We start from the raw sequence: 18584 nt of genomic DNA, 5'->3' as shown, positions 1-18584 counted from the left end.
GGAAAACACTAGGAGGAATGTAAATGGCAACATTAAGGTCTAAAAATAACCCAATAATTAAACCAAATGATGTAAAACCAAGCAGAGCAGATTATGAAGTTCTATGTGTAATAAATGCAGGCGTAATTCGGATGGATGATGAGGTGATTTTACTTCTTAGGGTTGCGGAGCGTCCGCTAAATACTGATCCGAATGTATATTTGTCACCATTTTACGATACTTTTAAAAAAAGTTTGCAATCAATTAAATTTCCAAAGGACTCACTCCAATATGACTTTACAGATTCCAGAGTGATAAAGACTGAAGATACAATGTATTTAACATCAATTTCTCATCTAAGAGTGGCTAGAAGTAAGGATGGAGTAAATTTTATTATTGAGAATAAACCCAGCTTTTTCCCTGAAAATAAATATGAAGCATATGGGATAGAGGATTGCAGAATCAGTAAAGTGGAGGGAGTATACTATATAAGCTATAGTGCAATCTCGCCACTAGGAATTACTGCATGCCTTGCATCTACTGAAGATTTTAAACTCTTTAAAAGGGAGGGTGTTATTTTACAACCTGATAACAAGGATATTGCAATATTCCCTGAGAAAATAAATGGAAAGTATTATGCACTGCATAGGCCAACATCAGGGGTGTTTAGTAAAAATGATATTTGGATAGCAGAGTCTAGCGATATGATTACCTGGGGTAATCATAGACATCTTATGGGATCTAGAGAAGATTACTGGGATAACGGAAGAATTGGTGCAGGTGGGGTACCATTCAGGGTTAAGCAAGGGTGGCTTGAAATATATCATGGTGCTGATAAAAATGATAGGTATTGCCTTGGTGCTGTGCTTCTGGATAAAAATCAGCCATGGAAGGTTATTGCAAGAAGTGAAGTACCTTTAATGGAACCCGTGGAAGAATATGAAATAAAAGGCTTTTTCGGTAATGTAATTTTCACCTGTGGTAATCTTTATGAAGAAGGCATTGTGAAAATTTACTATGGTGCCGCAGATACTTATATGGCATATGCTGAAATACCTATGGCTGATGTTTATGAAAATCTAAAAATTAAGAAGTAACAGGAGTAAAATAAAAAAGGAACGGTTAATTGTTTTAGATTGTATATAAAATGATTAACCGTTCCTTTTCGAGTATAAAGTCTATTTTAAAAAATAGACTATTTGTTATGTAAATCTGCATTTATAAATTTATTGCCGACTATATCTCCAAGCGCTACGTCAAGAATACTACGGTTCGAAGATCCATCTAATGCTTGTAACTGAAAATTTGTTATGGTGTCATTCCATAATACAATATAAACAAGAGATAAAATTTCAATGTAATCGCATTCATATACATCGACTCCAGATTTATCAGATAAGTATACCCACTGAAGCAATTCAAATTCCTCAACAGGCCTCCAAGTTAAACCAGGAAGCTTTAAGGCTTCAGGAAGGAAATTTTGTGAATCAAAAGTCATGCCTTGCAATTTATGCATATCATGTTTTAAACTATCCCAAACTCTAAATTTTAATTGTTTCATTATAAACTACCAACCTTTCATTTTATAACTTTGTTAAATTCTTATAAATTACTTTTTAATAATTTCCATAATTATAAATCAAACTATATGTCGAATAATATTGCAGCTGCGCAGGAGATGATTTAATAGTAGCGTATACTGTTTTTTTATGCAACTACTAGATATAGCAATTAATTAATTTAAAGCAAAAAAATACTGCACTTAGGGGAAACCCAACGCAATATTTTTATAATTTAGCTAGTAATTTTGTTGTAATATAAAGCTACATAGTATAATGTGTACAATATAGGTAAAAATATAAAAAACTAAAAAATATTGTTGTAAATTAATATATATTTGGGAGTTGATCCTTAATGTCAGATATGTGGATGTGTATAAAGAATATAAGAGGTGCTACAGAGGGTAAATTATTTTCAAGTTATGGAAAGAATTTTCAAGTGATTGATAAAACTAGGTTAACTAGAATGGACAAAGAAATAAAATTGTTTGTAAATAGTGAAGAAATAAATAATTTTTTTAGAAAAATAGAGAATAGTTACTTAGTTTATGGAATATGGACTACGAAAGGTTATAATAATTTTTTAAGAAAATTATTTAACCTGAAGTTAAAAAAGAAATTAGGATATAGTAGAGTAAATCTAGATATTTTTGATAATGTCACACTTAATAGAATTTATACAGAGTTATTATTATATATTTATAAAGTAAAGTCAGATCAACTGTTGATACAGTTTTCTACAATAATAAAATATCAATTAGAGTCATTAAACATGATATATGAGAATAAAGATTTGGTTAATTTTGATGAAGAGTTTGAGCAAACAATAGTACAATTTAAAAAAATATATGAGTTTTGTAATTCCATAGAACTTAAAGCTAAATTAATGGAATCAGATTACAGAGGTGAAATAATAAAGCAACTAATGGAGAAAAGAAAAACAATAAACAAACTAAATATATTAATGTTAGATGAAATTAGCAAGTTTAAATGATGGCCCACGCATGTAGAATATACAAGCGAGACTACAAGCATAAAGATTACCATAATCAATTAAATTTATGATATACTTCATTAACGAAATAAAATGTGTTTATAAATTCTTAGAGGCAAACGGAATTTTTACGTATCTAGAAAAATTTCAGAGGCTGTACCATCCTGTAGAGGAAAGGTTTATGAATTTGTGTTGAATGTAATATTAGTGTAAAGGGAGGAAAATATAATATGAGTATGAAATATATAAAGAAAATACCTACGGCGGCAGAAATTATGGAAGAAATGCCTCTACCAAGTTATATTAAAGAAATTAAAAAAAATAAAGACATGGAGATAAGGAAAGTTTTCGAGAATAAATCTGATAAGTTTATCCTTATAATTGGACCATGTTCGGCTGACAACGAGGACTCAGTGTGTGAATATATAGGAAAGCTTGCAGAAGTTCAGGAAAAAGTAAAAGATTCTATAATTATTATACCTAGGATTTATACAAACAAACCGCGGACTACGGGTGAAGGATATAAGGGTATGGCATCTCAACCAGATCCAAATAAAGAACCGGATATGGATGCAGGACTCAGGGCAATTAGAAAACTTCATATAAAAGCATTAAGTGAATACCATATGCCTGCCGCAGATGAAATGTTATATCCAGAAAATTATACATATCTTTCAGATTTGTTAGGGTATATTGCAGTTGGAGCTCGCTCTGTAGAAAATCAGCAACATAGATTTACAGTAAGTGGTAGTGATATGCCTGTAGGCATGAAGAATCCAACTAGTGGAGATCTAACTGTAATGTTAAATTCTATAAAAGCTGCGCAAGATGGTCATACTTTTATATATAGTGGCTATCAGGTTGAAACAACAGGAAATCCACTTGCACATGCTGTTTTAAGAGGGGCTGTAGATTCTTACGGTAAAAACATTCCTAATTATCATTATGAAGATTTAATTAATATTGCTAAAGAATATGAAAAACAGCAATTTTTATATAACTCTATTATTGTAGATACTAATCATGCGAATTCAATGAAGCTTTATAAAGAGCAACCAAGAATAGCCAGAGAAGTGTTAATGAGTAGGAAAGATAATTCTTTACTTAAAAAAATGATAAAAGGATTTATGATTGAGAGTTATATTGTAGAAGGTAAACAAGATGTAGGTAGTGGCACTTATGGAAAATCAATAACAGATGGATGTTTAGGATGGGAGACTACAGAAAAATTAATTTATAATATAGCAGAAAATTTATAGGAGATTTATGTAGGATAAGTGAGATCATCACACATATTATAAACTTAGTCTGATTTTTCACTAGAAATGAATAGATCAGCATCTGAATATCTTAAGAAGTTTAGATCAGAGGAATAAATTTTATGAGCAAAGCGAAGGTGCTAAATTTATATGTTTAATAATACTGATAAAAGGGAGCTCATTTATGAACTCCCTTTTGATATATTCAATTTTTAACTAAGTTAAATAAAAGCAACAATAGCCCATATTAGTAAAAAGCTTATTATAATTGTAAAATTATTAACAGTTCCTACAAATTTAGTATCATATCCAAACTCTACTGAGTAAGGAATTACTGTGAAACTTATTGGTAAGATAAAACCAATTAACATAGTTATTTTGAACAGTGGATCTATGGATATTAAATTATAAAGAAGTATGCCCACTCCAAATCCAATTAGATACCTTAAAGTAATTATTTTAGCCATATTTTTTAAGTATTTCTTCTTAAAGGAAAAGCTAAGGTATAACCCAAGCGCCAACAACGAAAGGGGCATATTTGCTTTGGAAAGAATTCCAGTAATTTCTATAATTGGCTTTGGAATATTAAATCCCAGAAGATTAATTGCCAAAGTTATAATATATGTAAGAAAAGGTATTGAGTGTAATGTTTTAGAAAAAATATTCTTGTATGAGATTTCACCTTCGCTGCTTGAATATATGCTTCCAATAATATAACAAACTGCGAAAACAATGAAGGAGTTGCCCATATCAAACATACCAAAGTATTTAAGACCTTCTTTTCCCCATATTGACTCTACCAGAGGATATGCGAAAAGTCCTATGTTGAAGGAAGGCACAAGCATTGATAGCATTCCCTTTTCTCGTCTTGATTCTCCTTTAAATACAATGAGGGCCACTACTGCCATAAATAACCCGTACACAAAGCTGATTACAGGTATAAGTAGAAGGTTTTTGTCTATGGTCATAGTACTAAAAACATTTATGACTATGGAGGGAAGAGTAACATTAAAAATTAACCTTGAAATAACTTCTCCATCGCTTTCTTTTAGAATATTCGTTTTTTTTAATAAATATCCTAATAAAATAATACTTAATGACATTGCAAACTGTGAGTTAATAGTATTCATTTATTGTCTCCTTGTGATGATATTACAATCTTAACATTTCTAAATTATATCATGGTATAACACAATATATCAGCTTATTTTTGGAAATATTTTTATGACCTACTCAAAGTAACATTTGTGGGGTATAATAAATTAGTAAAATAACAAGACATACCTATGATTTTTTTTGTGAATATTAATTTAGTAGACATAGGTTATAAAGTTTTTTAAGAAATAAAAATAGAAAAAGAGGGTAAAAATATGAAAAATGATATAAATAAAAATATGGAAATGATGAAAAAACTTATTGAAGAAAAAAAAGCAAAATCTTCATCCCAAAAAAATACTAAGCGAGGGGCGGTCAATGGAACACAAAGTGCATCAGCAGGTAATGGTGGAGGCTTAGTTGGTAAAAATAATAGGGGACAATAAATAAAATAAAAAATTCTGGATATTATAATATAATATCTAGAATTTTTTAATTTTATATAGATATTCTAGTAAATATTATATACGGTACGTACAGTTTCTTAAATTTTAAAACTTATGTTATGTTAAACAAACAAAGAGGGCAAGATATGATAAACTAACAACACTAAAAAAATTTAGAAGGAAGAATAGAGGTGTATAAAAATGGGATTTATCAATAGCATATTTAATAAAAAAACTCAAAATGAAATAAATGATTACAAGAATAAAATTCCTGAAGATATACAATACATTAATTCATATATAGAGATAATGAAACTAGCCTTAGTGAAGAATAATATAACTTCGGTTGAATTATTTTATTCATTTGATGGGAGTGAATTATTTGATAAAATCAAAAATGAAAATTCATCCAATAACATTTTAGTTTTATACAAAGGGAATATTGACGATGCAATTATAAACAATGGATATATTAATGTAAATCACTCAAAAAGGGGTAATTACTCTTTAGTTGTTTTTCAACATCAATTTATATATGAGGAATTATTTGGAGTTGAATTATGGAATGATGGGAGTTCATCGCCAGATAAAATACATACATTTAACTGTTATATAACAGAAAAAATTAATTATTTTGCAGGCATGAATTGTAAGGTTATGGGGATAGGTATAGGCAATATCAACAAGAAACAGTATGAAAATATGATGGAAGATTACCACAGCGCAGTTAAAGCACATAAAAATAAAACAACCACAGGTAAAGTAGCAATATATACAGGCGTTGCATCAACAATTGCTAGTGGACTGCTTATAGGTTTTAAAATATGGTCAAAAAAAGGTAAAAAATAATACATCAAGTTATACACTTGATGTATTATTTTGATATATTGTTGTACGCTTAGTGTATAATTTTATAAACAAATTGTTTCAATGGCTTATATTTATTTTAACGACATCTCAGCTCCGCAGGTGATGATTTAATATGATTGATACCTTTATGTATTATCCTATCTACAATGTTACAATTAATTGTAAGGATATATTTGATGGACGGATTGGACAAGTTCTGTTTGCTAATGTATAATTATAAAATGGTTTGTTAATAAAAATTGAATATTGTGTTCGGATGAAAATTGTGGGAGAGAGATGGCTTGCCATCCGCCGAAGAGGAAAAACTTTCAGGCACCTAATAGTTTTGCACAGAAACTATTATTAGGAGAAAACCGTAATTGGACGAGCCTCTGGAGAGAGCTGGTTAAACAGACACCGAAGGAGCAAGATAGTATCATTAAGATAAGTTACTTAAACTGTACATGTAGCAATTAAGTTTTCGTAAGATTTATTGTTAGCTATCGAATCTCTCAGGTAAAAAGGACAGGGGATAGAAATTATGAAAAAAATTTTGTCTCCTCCATTATATTAAATTAAGGGAGGATTTTTTAAATGACAGCATTTATGGAAGTATTAAGTGGAATTGATTCATGGCTTTGGGGACCACCGTTACTTGTTTTACTAGTAGGTACAGGATTATATTTAACTATAAGATTGGGTTTATTGCAGGTTACTAAGCTGCCACTTGCACTTAAGTATTTATTTACTAAAGAAAGGGATAATGATGGAGCGGGTGATGTATCATCATTTGCAGCTTTATGTACAGCTTTAGCGGCAACAATAGGAACAGGAAATATTGTTGGTGTTGCAACAGCAATTAAACTTGGCGGACCGGGAGCTTTATTCTGGATGTGGGTAGCTGCTTTCTTTGGGATGGCTACTAAGTATTCTGAAGGCCTACTTGCAGTAAAATACAGGACTGTTGATGAGAATGGACAAATGGCTGGCGGACCTATGTATTACCTTGAAAATGGACTTAAAAATAAATTTTTAGCAAAAATGTTTGCGATTTTTGGTATAGGAGTTGCCTTTTTTGGAATAGGTACATTCCCACAGGTAAATGCAATAGTAGAGGCTACATCAATTACATTTAATATACCAACTATTGCAACAGCAATAGTAATAACACTTTTAGTTGCATTAATAACTATTGGGGGAATAAAAAATATAGCAGCAGTAGCAGAAAAAACTGTTCCATTTATGGCAGTATTTTATGTTATAGGAGCTATAATAATTATAATAATCAATATTGATTTATTACCAGGAACGATAGCTTTAGTTGTAAAGAGTGCATTTACTCCAACTGCAGCAGCAGGTGGTTTTACAGGGGCATCGATAATGCTTGCTATGCGAAGTGGTGTTGCTAGAGGAGTATTCTCTAATGAGTCTGGTCTAGGTAGTGCACCAATTGCCGCAGCGGCAGCTAAAACTAAGTCTTGTGTAAGACAAGGACTTGTATCTATGACAGGTACTTTCTTTGATACAATAATTATTTGTACTATGACTGGTCTTGTTTTAATAATGACTGGAGCTTGGAATTCGGAGTATGCAGGAGCAGCTATGACAAACTATGCTTTTAGTAATGGGTTGCCTATAGCGATGATAGGACAGTTGATTGTGACTATTGGACTTATTTTCTTTGCATTCACAACAATACTTGGTTGGAATTATTATGGAGAAAGATGTATTGTATATTTAATAGGAGTAAAAGGAATTAAACCATACAGAGGGGTATATATTGTATTAGTAGCATTAGGAGCATTTTTAAAATTAGAAATGATTTGGGTAATTGCTGATATAGTAAATGGACTTATGGCAATTCCAAACTTAATTGGATTAATTGGGTTAAGTGGAGTTATTACAAATGAAACAAGAAAATACTTTAAAGAGCTTGAAGAGGATAGAAGGCTTAAGTAGTGAAACAAACAACTAAAAGGTAAAAATTAACACCTTAGGGGTATTGACGAGAAGCTTTAAAAAGTGTTATGCTATCAATTGTAAAATTAGTATAATGTCTTTACTATATAAAAATCAAGTGTAAAATTACAATTTAAAAAAGAGTATATTGAAGAGCTTATTTTTATAGGCTCTTTTTTAGTGATAAAGAGAGGTAATAATTATGATAAAAGTTGATAACTTGTCCTACTCATTTCCGCAAAAGAATCTATATAATAACATTTCATTTACATTAGAAGAGGGTACTCATTGTGCTTTTATAGGAACAAATGGCAGTGGAAAAAGTACACTGATAGATATAATTATGGATCCAGAAAAATATATGTTCGATGGAAAGCTCGAGATGGACCCAAATTGTAGAATTGGGTATGTAAGTCAATTCTCACAACTAGAAAATAAAAAAGAAATTACAGTTTTCGAATATATAGGGGAAAAATTTATCAAACTACAAAATGAAATAACATCTATTTGCAGTGAGATGGAAACATCTTCGGATATTGATTCTTTACTAGAAAAGTATCAACAAGCTTTAGATGCATTTGATGCAATTAATGGAGATGATTTCGAAAACATCATTAATAAAAACTTAAATCTTGCAAACTTAATCAAGTATAAAGATCAAATGATATCTGAACTTAGTGGTGGGGAATTTAAGCTTATTCAAGTAATTAAGGAAATGATAAATAGTCCAGATTTAATGATTATGGATGAACCAGATGTGTTTTTAGATTTTGAAAACATTAATTCTCTTAAAAATTTAATTAATTCTCGCACTGAGGCGATGTTAATTATTACGCACAACAGATATCTATTGAATCATTGTTTTAATAAAATTATACACCTTGAAAATATGCAGCTCCAAGAGTTTGATGGAAACTATATTGAGTATAACTTCTCATTGCTTCAAACGAAAATTGATATGCAAGAACTAGCTGTTACTGATAATGAAGAACTTGAGAGAAATGAGACCTTAATAAATAAACTAAGATTTATGGCAACTGAATATAATCAATCTTCTAAAGGAAAATCTTTAAATGCTAGAGTTAAAATTCAAGAAAGATTAGAAAAAAGTAGAATTAAATCGCCATTTGTAGATATTAAACAACCCAATATCAGTTTAGTTACAGATAATGAAATGGTAGAAACCATTGTTTTAAAAGTTAATGATTACAGTGTTAGCTTTGATGATATGCTTCTAGAAAATGTTAATTTTGAGATTAAATCTACTGATAAAGTAGCCATTATCGGTTCAAATGGTGCAGGTAAAACGACGTTACTTCAAGAAATATTTAAAAATAATCATGATTGTATTAAGATAAATGAAGATGTTGAAGTGGCTTATTTATCTCAACTTCAAGGCAAAACATTAAACGAGTCTAATACCATACTTGAGGAGTTCTTAGATGCTGGTTTTAAAACTAATCAAGAGGTTAGAGCATATATTTCTGGTTATGGTTTCGAGGAAGAAGAAGCCGTTAATCAAAAGATAGGGTCTTTATCTGGTGGAGAAAAAAATATACTTCAACTGGCTAAAGTTTCTGCTAGTAAAGCAAATATGTTGCTTCTTGATGAACCAACAAGTCATTTAGATACATATTCACAAATAGCACTGGAAAAAGCCATAGAAAACTATAAAGGTGCGATTCTAATGATTTCTCATGATTTCTATTCTATAGTAAACTGTATGGATTTTGTTTTAATGATTGAAGATAAGACAATTAGAAAAATGAGTATGCGAAAATTTAGAAAGATGATTTATGCTAATCATTTTGACAAAGATTATTTAGAAATTGAACAAAAGAAAAAAATAGTTGAAACAAAAATAGCAATGGCATTAAAAGATACTGATTTTACACTTGCTAAAGTTTTATCGCAGGAGTTAGAAGAGTTAATTAAGTTATTATAATTTACTATACGAGAAGTTAACCTATCTAAGAACCCCATGCCTTTAGGCATGGGGTTCTTAGATTTATACTTAGTAACAATATAATTTTATTCAACATAAAAAGGCTAAAGTTCTTTTCTGTAATTTTTAAATTTAAATTCTAGCTGAGGATTAACCTTAATGAATTGTACAAAATCTTGAAAACATTTTGTTGTTTTAGTATTTATTGTATGTTCAATTTTTTCGGTTTCTTCTAAAACATCAGACTCTGAAACATCGAGTAACCTTAAAAAACTTTCAATAGTATTATGACGATTAAGTAATGTTTCTCCAAGCATCTTTCCATCTTCTTCAAGTACTAAAACACCATACTTTATATATTTTAAAAGATTCAGTTCTGCTAACTTATGTACCATGTTTGTAGCAGAAGGCGGCTGGACATTAAGTGCATTAGAAAGTTCATGAATTCTCGTAAATCCTGTATTTAAAGATAATCTATATATCATTTCAAGGTAATCTTCCATGGAAGCCGTAAGCAGATTATTTTCTTTTTTCATATATTCATTAAAAGTATAGAAATTATTTTTTACCACATTTTCACCCACTTTAAAATATAGTTTATTATATAGATTATATGCTTGAAATATAATTTAATTACTTTTATGTAACATTATAAAAATTACTACATATTTTATACTAGAGAAATAAAGTTAGTATCGACTAATAATGTTAACTGTTATTAATTATTTTTAGTATAACTAAAGGAATTAGTTATGAAAGGTGATGTATTTTATGGAAAGTGATAAGAACTTAGTGGATATAAGTTTAAATGATAAAAAACAAGGTGTATATAATGGCAAGAAAACTTTAGTTAAGTTTAAAGAAGTACTGAAGTTTTTAGGGCCTGCGTTTATAGTAAGTGTTGCCTACATTGATCCAGGCAACTTTGCAACAAATATTAGTGGTGGCTCAGTCTTTAATTACAGCCTGATTTGGGTAATTCTTTGGAGTAACCTAATGGGACTTTTTTTACAAAGTATGTCTGCAAAATTAGGAATTGCAACGGGTCACAATTTACCGCAAATGTGTTCGAAAGTATTTTCGCGCAAGACTAATTGGTTCTTTTGGATTGAAGCGGAACTCGCTGCTATGGCCACAGATTTAGCAGAGTTTCTTGGTGGAACATTAGGATTATATTTGCTATTTGGAATCCCTATGATTTATGCTGGGCTCATAATAGCAGCACTTACTTACCTAATCGTCTGTATGGAGAAATATGGTCAAAGAGTTGTTGAGTGGATTATTGGTATATTAGTGGCGGTCATAACCGTTGCTTATACGATTGAATTGGTTTTAGCTAAGCCAGACTGGGTACAAGTAGGTATCCACACGTTAATTCCGTCACTTCCCAATAGCCAAGCTGTTTTAATAGCCGTTGGAATGCTAGGGGCAACCGTAATGCCTCACGTAATATATCTACACTCGCAATTAGTTCAGGCCAGAAGTAAAAGTGATGATACTGACGAACAAAAACGCAAACATTTACGTATGGCGAATATTGATATTACTATTGCGATGAATATAGCATTTGTTGTAAATGCTGCTATGGTTATTGTTGCTGCAGCAGTATTTTATAGAAACGGTATAGTTGTAGAGACAATTGAACAAGCACAAAGATCATTAGAACCTCTTCTTGGAACGCTTTCCAGTGGAGCTTTTGGGATAGCATTGCTAGCATCAGGGTTGTCATCCTCAGCAGTGGGTACTATGGCTGGGCAAACTATTATGGAAGGTTTCATTGGTCTTAGCCTCCCCATCAAGTTACGAAGATTAATTACTATGGCCCCGGCCTTAATTATCATAGCTTTAGGTGTTAATCCCATGTATGCTCTAATAATGAGTCAAGTTGCTTTGAGCTTTGCTCTCCCATTCGCCATTGTGCCTATGATGCTGATCACTAGTCGCAAAGACTTAATGGGCAGTTTAGTAAACAAACGTTCAACTAAAATTGCTGGGTGGGTTATAACAAGTGTTATTTTAGCTTTAAATGCAGTTCTTGTTTACCTGACTTTCAGTGGCAGGGTATAAGAGCTCTCCTAGCCAGTCTCTATCTTCATATAAATCATACAAAAAATACCTATAGCTTAAACACTCTTTCTAGTGTCTAGTCTATAGGTATCAGTGTTCTTTACAGCTGCCTTTTTACTTTTATTTAATAGCTTAATGATTTTTTATCAAACTTTCTTATGTAATTATTTATTATATTTATCTAATAAAAAGCAACTATTTAGAAGGAAATAACTCTCAGATGTAGAATAGATATATAAAAGATTATTTTAAGGAGGTCAAATAAATGCCAAAATTTGAAATTCCAAAAGATAAAGATGAAATAAAACGACAAATTAAATCACTACAGAGCCTATTACCTATAGACGATAAAAAAAGAGATAGCAAAAGCAAGCAAATACACCAAGATGAAATTAAAGCTCTTAAAAAAGCTTTAAGCGCCAAATAAGGGATACTAAATATTCAGTCATACAGACACCTGTAAATAAAAAGAAAAGGATTAAGGCACAAAACCCTGCAATCCTTTTCTTTTTTCTTTTTTTAAAAACTTGAAGTTTTCAATTTCTAATACACTATAAATTGACTAAATATTATATTCGAAATATAATATATATATATTTCACAAAAGAGGAGATAAAAAGTATGTCAGATATCACGAAACAAGCTTTAGCAGAATCATTAAAAAAATTAATGAATACTACTCCTTTAGCTAAAATTACAGTTAATAATATTGTTAAAGTGTGTAATTTAAATCGTCGTACATTTTATTATCACTTTCAAGATATTTATGCACTTTTAGAGTGGATTTTTAAAAATGAAGTTGGAAATGTAATGGAAGAAAATACAACCTATAAGTCATGGCAAGAGGGATTTTTGAGAATATTCTATTATTTGAGTGAAAACCGAAAAATGGTGTTAAATACATATAACTCAATTGGTCGTGAACAATTAGAAACTCACTTATACAGTGCAGTGTACAACCTAGTTTTAAATGTTGTAGATGAAATTACCGTAGGTACAGAGGTGGCTGAAAAAGAAAAGGAATTTGTAGTAAATTTTTATAAGGTTGCTCTTGTTGGTTTATTACTTGAATGGATAAGAAAAAATATGATAGAAAATCCAGAGCAAATTATTGATAATCTTAATAAAATAATAAGTGGGGATACTCATAAAGCGTTATTATAATTTAAAATACCTTAATAGTATTATATATATAAAAGCTATGAAATTAAGTGTATAAACTCATATTTCATAGCTTTTTATTCTTTATATTTAGAATAAGCTTAAATTAAACCTTCTAAACTGGTATTGCTTAATAATTTTTTGATAATTGCCTCGGCAGGTAATGGTCTTCCGCTATATAGTGCTTTAGCCGCTTTAGTAACAACACGTACATCGTATTGGCTAGGATATATTTCAGGTGGATTTTTTTCAAGTCCAAGTAAAGTATATACAGCCATAATAGCAGAACGAACTGAATATTCAACAGTAAATACACAATCATCTTTAACTTCTGCAAATTGACCTAAAAATGCAAGGTTTGTACTACCAGCAGGTACAACTTGTGGTCTATCTCCTTTAACGCGAGGCATAAATTGACTTGTAACATAAGGCATGATAGAAGGAATTACAATACATGTATCAATGTATTCATCCATATCTTTTTTATCAATTCCTAAATGATATAAAAGCTCTTGTAATAATTCGCTTCCGGTACATTCGCTCATTTTCTTTTTAATGAAATCACCTTCATTGTTAGGGAATAATGCATATGCCCACACAACTATAACATCATCAGGTTGATTAGTAAATTGAGGTTGTCTATTAACAGTAACACTTAATAACCAGTTTGAGTCTTTAATTGTTATTATTCCACCTGTTGCAGTTTGATGTGGAGTGAACTCTCTTTCAGCAAATTTCTCCATAAGTTTTTTCATTTTAGGACCTTTAGCAGTTATTGTATATGATTCCCATGTAGTTTTATCAATATCACTACAGAATACTTCTGGTTTTCCGAATGAAGCATCTTTTTGAGATATTTTTTTCCATAAACTCCAGCATGCACCTTCACTTCTGTCTAATATAGGTGCTTTATCCATATTTCCAAGTGTAGCATTTTCAGTCATGGATCCATTAGTAAAGAATACTAAATCATTTTCTGTAGTTTTAATAAGTTCTTCTTTTTTCCCATTGCGAGTTAAATGAATTCCTGTAACTGTTTTTTTATCTGTAGTTATATCTATATCTAAATCAGTTACTTTTGTATTTAAGTCAAATACTACTCCGTGTGACTCTAATAATTTTTTTAGTGGAAGAATCATTGAATCGTATTGATTATATTTAGTGAAAACTAACCCTTTCATTTTATTCATTCCTGGCATTAGATGTATAAAACGATGCATATAACGTTTCATTTCAATAAGAGCGTGCCAATTTTCAAATGCAAACATACTTCTCCAATATAACCAAAAATCCGTTTCTAAGAATGAAGCATCGAAAAATTGTTCAACAGTAACTGCTCCTAAAGAATCTTCAGTTGCAAGAAATAATTTAGTAAGTTGTTTAACATGATTTTGTGCTAGTCCAAGAGTTGAAAAATCAAGTTTTTCTCCGCGGTTGGCAATAGCACGACAATTAGAGTAGTTAGGATCAGCATTATTTAATTCTCTAAATTCATCTAAAACAGTTCGTCCAGGTTCTTCTAATGAGGGTACTTTCCCAAATAAATCCCACATACATTCATAATGCTCTTCCATTTCTCTTCCACCAAGTGCAACATATCCATCTTTAGCGTTTCCAGCGCCGTCCATAGAACCACCTAAAATATTTTTTTGTTCTAAAATAGTAATATTTTTACCGTCCATATGACCATCGTAAATTAGGTATTCAGCAGCCGCAAGTGAAGCGATACCTCCACCAATTAGATATGCTTTTTTATTTTCAATTCCTTCGGGTTTTAATGTTTTAATTCTTTCATAATTTATCACAATTAATCTATCTCCTTTTAATTTAAAAATTTCGTCTACTTATAGAAAATCCAGTATTAAGTTTTTTATTTAGTATAGAAAACTTTTGTGTTGGAGTGTCTATAACAATAATATAATTTTTATAAAGCATAGTAAATCATCAAAAGAGGTGGATTGTGCAAATTTGCAACAAAACCTTCGATTTGTGAAGGCTATTTCCATACATCTATAACTTCATCCAATTAATCCCTACGGCCAGATTATTTCAAATATAGCTTTTTTTTAAAATAGTATCTTGACAATATAAGTGTAAAGTATTATATTTATATTACGCACTACGTGTACTATGTTATGTAGTACACGTAGTACTGAAAAATAAATAGATAAACCTTATTATTTGAGAGAAGGTGAAGCCTTGATAAATATTGATAGCAGAAGTAGTAAACCTATCTATGAACAGATTATTGAAAAAATAAAAGAAAATATAATAAAAGGAATTTTAAAGCCGGGGGATAAACTGCCATCAGTAAGAGAACTCGCCTCGCTTATAACAATCAATCCCAATACTATAAGCAAGGCATATAACGAGCTAGAGCGAATGAAGGTAATTGAGGTTATAAGGGGTAAAGGTACATTTGTAGTTGAAAATTTTAAACCCATCATGGATGAAGAAAAGATGAGAGAAATTAAGGATCATATGAAAAAAATAATAATTGAGGCTCACTATGTAGGAGTGGATAGAGAACAGTTAATTGAAATACTTAGTGAAATTTATAGTGAATTTTAAATTAATTGAATTTATAAAATAGGGGGAGTTACATTGATAGATATAATAAATGTGAGCAAGCAGATAGACGATAGGTATATTCTAAAGAATGTTAATTTGCATGTAAATAAGGGGAGTATATTTGGAATAATTGGTGAAAATGGTGCAGGTAAAACTACGCTTATAAAATGCCTAACTGGTATTTACAGAGTTAATGGAGGAAACATATTAATAGATGGTGAAGAGGTTTTTGATAATAATATAATAAAACAGAGGATAGGTTATGTATCCGATGAAAATCAATATTTTCAATCTTTTAAAGTAAAGCAACTCTTAAAATTCTATAAAAAAACATATAATGATTTTTCGCAGGAGAGGTTTGATGAGATTAATAAAAAATTTAAAATACCTCTAGAAAAAAGAATAAGAGAACTTTCCAAAGGTATGAAGATGAGAATAGCAATTCTTTTGAATTTCAGCATAATGGCAGATGTTCTAATACTTGATGAGCCAACATCTGGTCTCGATCCTGTGATTAAAAAAGAAATAATGTCTATTATTGTAGATGAAGTAGCATCAAGAGGTGTAACTGTATTTATTTCATCACATCATTTAGATCATATCGAGAGAATATGTGATCACGTAGCAATAATTAAAAATGGTGAAATAAAACTTATGAGCTCTATGGAAGAAGCCAAAAATGGCATAAAAAAACTGCAAGTAGTGTTTAGAGATAATGTCTCATGTGAAGAATTGTCTTCGATGATTGGAGTAATTAAGGTTGAAACAATAGGTAAAGTAAATTATATAATCACTAAAAATTACTCGCAAGATTTTGAGCAAAAACTCTATGACCTGGGGGCTAATTTTGTAGAAATTGTTGATATGAGTCTTGAGGATATGTTTATATATTTCGAATACGAGGAGGATAAAAATGAATAAAATTATAAATAAGGCCCTTTTTTATAAGGAATGGATAAACATTAAATGGGTAACATTATTAACTATTATTATACTTTTATATTTTAAGGTCCAGGGAGTCATATCAATATTAAATCATAATAAACTAACAATGCGGCTTGAGGGCAAAGTTTGGACTGATAGAGCGTTCAATAATGGGCTTTACGTAAAGAATAGCTTTTTTGTAATGATATTTATTGTAATAATATTAACTATAATTTTATTCTTAGGTGAAAAAACCAGTGAAACTCAAGGGTTTATAGCATCTATGCCATTTACAAGAAAAGAGGTAATACTTAACAAATGGTTTGTGGGAGTGCTAAGTTTATTAATAAGTTTTGTTGTAACATTTATATTTTTAAGTTTGCTTTATGTTATAAATATAAATAACCTTAATACTACGTTAAATCCATATTCAGATATTCTTAAATGGTTTTTTATGGATACATTTCAGTACATTTGTATTTTTACTTTTATGATGCTAGCACAGGCGGTTATGGGAAATAGCATAGTTGCAGGTATAGCAGGTGGAATAATACTTATAGTACCAGCATTTATAACAGCGGTAGTACAGGATGCATTTATGAGGGGGCGTGAGGTTATTGAATACACTTATTTGATTTTTGACAAAATATATAGCTGGTCAAATATTTATATTTACAATTTAGCTGATCAGGAGTGGGTTAATACAGAACCTGATAGTGGTAAGGAGATGTATAGAACTTTTTATTATACTAACTATAAATTAAAATTATTAATACTTTTCATATTAACTTGCTTATTTTTATATCTAGCATATGTTGCTTGTAAAAGAAGAAACTTAGAATATAATTTAAGATTAGTAGCATTTAAAAACTTACGACCTGTCTTTAGTTGGGGCTTCGCAGTTTGTTTTGGACTTTTTGCTGGTCTTACTTTTGAAACGGATTTAAGTATATTTTTTATCTTGGTCACGACTTTTACTATAGTTGGATTTTTTATATCAAAATTATTACTTAAGGTATTATCATCATCAAAATAATTAAACCTACATTAGGAGGGGGGATTAAAGTGAAAAAACCAATTATATTAAGTTTAATTATAATGTGTATTAGTATTGTTTTAGGTAAAGTATTGAACGATTGGATGTTAACTATAAAAATTTGTGGAAGTATAGGTTTAGTATGTCTTGGCATAGCAGTAATATTAAATGATACTTTTATTAGTAGAGATAGGCTTATAACAAATGATTCTAGTAATAAAGAAGAGGATAAAGTTCTAAGAAGTAAGATCTCTAATTTTGTGATGGTTATTGGGTCAACTAATATTATTTTAGCTGTTGTTTTATTGATTTGAGTTGTACAATATTAGTGTTTGAATTGATATTTTTTAAATATCAGAGTATAATTTAAATAAGATGAATTGTAGAATTTTAAGGAGATGATATTATGTCATGGTGTCCAAAATGTAAATGCGAATACCGCACAGGATTTACAACTTGTAGTGATTGTGGATGTGAATTAGTAGAAGTGCTTGAACCTACAAAAGAGGAAGCAATAGATGAAAATGACACTGAGGCCTTTCTTATATCAGTTAATGATGATTTTGAAGCAAAATTAATTGAATCAAAACTAACCGCTTTTGGTATACCCTCATTTAAAAATACCGCAGGAGTTAGCGGCACTTATGGTTTTCCAGGGGTTTGTGACATCAATATATACGTACCTACTAAGTTACTTGATAATGCAAAAGACATAATTGATATTAAAACCAAATAAATAA

Annotated in this window: 19 protein-coding genes and 2 riboswitches; of the genes, 15 read left to right on the top strand and 4 right to left on the bottom strand. The window is 30.2% G+C overall.

What is annotated here, in order from left to right:
* The first annotated feature begins 23 nt into the window (after positions 1-23).
* Entirely contained in the window at positions 24-1076 is a 1053-nt protein-coding gene (locus ACREVX_RS09915; RefSeq protein WP_431544033.1) for a glycoside hydrolase family 130 protein, read from the top strand.
* A 98-nt stretch (positions 1077-1174) separates the two neighbouring features.
* Here ACREVX_RS09915 and ACREVX_RS09910 read toward each other — a convergent pair whose 3' ends face one another.
* Complete coding sequence (locus tag ACREVX_RS09910; RefSeq protein WP_431544032.1) at positions 1175-1540, bottom strand: YopX family protein; 366 nt, start codon at positions 1538-1540, stop codon at positions 1175-1177.
* A 353-nt stretch (positions 1541-1893) separates the two neighbouring features.
* Here ACREVX_RS09910 and ACREVX_RS09905 point away from each other — a divergent pair, with 353 nt between their 5' ends.
* The gene (locus ACREVX_RS09905) at positions 1894-2532 is read left to right on the top strand and encodes a hypothetical protein (protein WP_431544031.1); all 639 of its coding nucleotides are present in this window, start codon (positions 1894-1896) and stop codon (positions 2530-2532) included.
* A gap of 230 nt (positions 2533-2762) precedes the next feature.
* Positions 2763-3791 (top strand): 3-deoxy-7-phosphoheptulonate synthase, encoded by a 1029-nt coding sequence (locus ACREVX_RS09900; RefSeq protein ID WP_431544030.1) that lies wholly within the window; start codon positions 2763-2765, stop codon positions 3789-3791.
* A gap of 221 nt (positions 3792-4012) precedes the next feature.
* On the opposite strand, the gene ACREVX_RS09895 is transcribed toward ACREVX_RS09900, so the two are convergent.
* Positions 4013-4921, bottom strand: a complete 909-nt coding sequence (locus ACREVX_RS09895; protein WP_431544029.1) for an AEC family transporter — start codon at positions 4919-4921, stop codon at positions 4013-4015.
* A gap of 240 nt (positions 4922-5161) precedes the next feature.
* Here ACREVX_RS09895 and ACREVX_RS09890 point away from each other — a divergent pair, with 240 nt between their 5' ends.
* The 4 genes from ACREVX_RS09890 to ACREVX_RS09875 all read left to right on the top strand — a co-directional run bounded on the left by ACREVX_RS09890 (position 5162) and on the right by ACREVX_RS09875 (position 10085).
* Complete coding sequence (locus ACREVX_RS09890; protein WP_431544028.1) at positions 5162-5332, top strand: hypothetical protein; 171 nt, start codon at positions 5162-5164, stop codon at positions 5330-5332.
* Positions 5333-5533: 201 nt separating this feature from the next.
* Positions 5534-6181: a hypothetical protein gene (locus ACREVX_RS09885; RefSeq protein ID WP_431544027.1), complete on the top strand. Its 648-nt coding sequence runs from the start codon at positions 5534-5536 to the stop codon at positions 6179-6181.
* 277 nt (positions 6182-6458) lie between these two features.
* A riboswitch (glycine riboswitch) is annotated at positions 6459-6532 on the top strand.
* Positions 6533-6563: 31 nt separating this feature from the next.
* Positions 6564-6720, top strand: a riboswitch (glycine riboswitch).
* A 55-nt stretch (positions 6721-6775) separates the two neighbouring features.
* On the top strand, positions 6776-8140 hold the full coding sequence (locus ACREVX_RS09880) for an alanine/glycine:cation symporter family protein (RefSeq protein ID WP_431544026.1): 1365 nt from the start codon (positions 6776-6778) through the stop codon (positions 8138-8140).
* A 202-nt stretch (positions 8141-8342) separates the two neighbouring features.
* The gene (locus tag ACREVX_RS09875; RefSeq protein ID WP_431544025.1) at positions 8343-10085 is read left to right on the top strand and encodes an ABC-F family ATP-binding cassette domain-containing protein; all 1743 of its coding nucleotides are present in this window, start codon (positions 8343-8345) and stop codon (positions 10083-10085) included.
* 104 nt (positions 10086-10189) lie between these two features.
* On the opposite strand, the gene ACREVX_RS09870 is transcribed toward ACREVX_RS09875, so the two are convergent.
* Positions 10190-10657, bottom strand: coding sequence for a metal-dependent transcriptional regulator (locus ACREVX_RS09870; RefSeq protein WP_431544024.1), 468 nt, complete (start codon positions 10655-10657; stop codon positions 10190-10192).
* 199 nt (positions 10658-10856) lie between these two features.
* Here ACREVX_RS09870 and ACREVX_RS09865 point away from each other — a divergent pair, with 199 nt between their 5' ends.
* The 3 genes from ACREVX_RS09865 to ACREVX_RS09855 all read left to right on the top strand — a co-directional run bounded on the left by ACREVX_RS09865 (position 10857) and on the right by ACREVX_RS09855 (position 13316).
* Complete coding sequence (locus tag ACREVX_RS09865; RefSeq protein ID WP_431544023.1) at positions 10857-12152, top strand: Nramp family divalent metal transporter; 1296 nt, start codon at positions 10857-10859, stop codon at positions 12150-12152.
* Positions 12153-12417: 265 nt separating this feature from the next.
* Positions 12418-12579: a hypothetical protein gene (locus ACREVX_RS09860; RefSeq protein ID WP_431544022.1), complete on the top strand. Its 162-nt coding sequence runs from the start codon at positions 12418-12420 to the stop codon at positions 12577-12579.
* A 194-nt stretch (positions 12580-12773) separates the two neighbouring features.
* A complete protein-coding gene (locus ACREVX_RS09855) occupies positions 12774-13316 on the top strand; it encodes a TetR-like C-terminal domain-containing protein (RefSeq protein WP_431544021.1) in 543 nt (180 codons plus the stop codon).
* A 98-nt stretch (positions 13317-13414) separates the two neighbouring features.
* Here the strand turns inward: ACREVX_RS09855 and ACREVX_RS09850 are convergent, their stop codons facing one another.
* Entirely contained in the window at positions 13415-15118 is a 1704-nt protein-coding gene (locus tag ACREVX_RS09850; protein ID WP_431544020.1) for an oleate hydratase, read from the bottom strand.
* Positions 15119-15512: 394 nt separating this feature from the next.
* Here ACREVX_RS09850 and ACREVX_RS09845 point away from each other — a divergent pair, with 394 nt between their 5' ends.
* The 5 genes from ACREVX_RS09845 (at position 15513) to ACREVX_RS09825 (ending at position 18580) form a co-directional block, all read left to right on the top strand.
* On the top strand, positions 15513-15884 hold the full coding sequence (locus ACREVX_RS09845) for a GntR family transcriptional regulator (protein ID WP_431544019.1): 372 nt from the start codon (positions 15513-15515) through the stop codon (positions 15882-15884).
* A gap of 33 nt (positions 15885-15917) precedes the next feature.
* Positions 15918-16805 (top strand): ABC transporter ATP-binding protein, encoded by an 888-nt coding sequence (locus ACREVX_RS09840; RefSeq protein ID WP_431544018.1) that lies wholly within the window; start codon positions 15918-15920, stop codon positions 16803-16805.
* On the top strand, positions 16798-17844 hold the full coding sequence (locus ACREVX_RS09835; protein ID WP_431544017.1) for an ABC-2 transporter permease: 1047 nt from the start codon (positions 16798-16800) through the stop codon (positions 17842-17844). The genes ACREVX_RS09840 and ACREVX_RS09835 overlap by 8 nt, the downstream gene beginning before the upstream one ends.
* Positions 17845-17873: 29 nt before the next feature.
* Entirely contained in the window at positions 17874-18158 is a 285-nt protein-coding gene (locus tag ACREVX_RS09830) for a DUF5316 family protein (RefSeq protein ID WP_431544016.1), read from the top strand.
* A 92-nt stretch (positions 18159-18250) separates the two neighbouring features.
* Positions 18251-18580 (top strand): putative signal transducing protein, encoded by a 330-nt coding sequence (locus tag ACREVX_RS09825; RefSeq protein WP_431544015.1) that lies wholly within the window; start codon positions 18251-18253, stop codon positions 18578-18580.
* The last annotated feature ends 4 nt before the right edge of the window (positions 18581-18584 follow it).

Origin of the sequence: Clostridium sp. (assembly GCF_050717545.1) — a bacterium.
Lineage (GTDB): Bacteria > Bacillota > Clostridia > Clostridiales > Clostridiaceae > Clostridium_AD.
This window is presented reverse-complemented; position numbering and strand designations above follow the sequence as displayed.

Coding starts and splice junctions, on each gene's coding strand:
- ACREVX_RS09865 (WP_431544023.1), top strand. CDS start 10,857: ATGGAAAGTGATAAGAACTTAGTGGATATAAGTTTAAATGATAAAAAA.
- ACREVX_RS09875 (WP_431544025.1), top strand. CDS start 8,343: ATGATAAAAGTTGATAACTTGTCCTACTCATTTCCGCAAAAGAATCTA.
- ACREVX_RS09900 (WP_431544030.1), top strand. CDS start 2,763: ATGAGTATGAAATATATAAAGAAAATACCTACGGCGGCAGAAATTATG.
- ACREVX_RS09895 (WP_431544029.1), bottom strand. CDS start 4,921: ATGAATACTATTAACTCACAGTTTGCAATGTCATTAAGTATTATTTTA.
- ACREVX_RS09855 (WP_431544021.1), top strand. CDS start 12,774: ATGTCAGATATCACGAAACAAGCTTTAGCAGAATCATTAAAAAAATTA.
- ACREVX_RS09890 (WP_431544028.1), top strand. CDS start 5,162: ATGAAAAATGATATAAATAAAAATATGGAAATGATGAAAAAACTTATT.
- ACREVX_RS09835 (WP_431544017.1), top strand. CDS start 16,798: ATGAATAAAATTATAAATAAGGCCCTTTTTTATAAGGAATGGATAAAC.
- ACREVX_RS09860 (WP_431544022.1), top strand. CDS start 12,418: ATGCCAAAATTTGAAATTCCAAAAGATAAAGATGAAATAAAACGACAA.
- ACREVX_RS09910 (WP_431544032.1), bottom strand. CDS start 1,540: ATGAAACAATTAAAATTTAGAGTTTGGGATAGTTTAAAACATGATATG.
- ACREVX_RS09825 (WP_431544015.1), top strand. CDS start 18,251: ATGTCATGGTGTCCAAAATGTAAATGCGAATACCGCACAGGATTTACA.
- ACREVX_RS09905 (WP_431544031.1), top strand. CDS start 1,894: ATGTCAGATATGTGGATGTGTATAAAGAATATAAGAGGTGCTACAGAG.
- ACREVX_RS09915 (WP_431544033.1), top strand. CDS start 24: ATGGCAACATTAAGGTCTAAAAATAACCCAATAATTAAACCAAATGAT.
- ACREVX_RS09885 (WP_431544027.1), top strand. CDS start 5,534: ATGGGATTTATCAATAGCATATTTAATAAAAAAACTCAAAATGAAATA.
- ACREVX_RS09880 (WP_431544026.1), top strand. CDS start 6,776: ATGACAGCATTTATGGAAGTATTAAGTGGAATTGATTCATGGCTTTGG.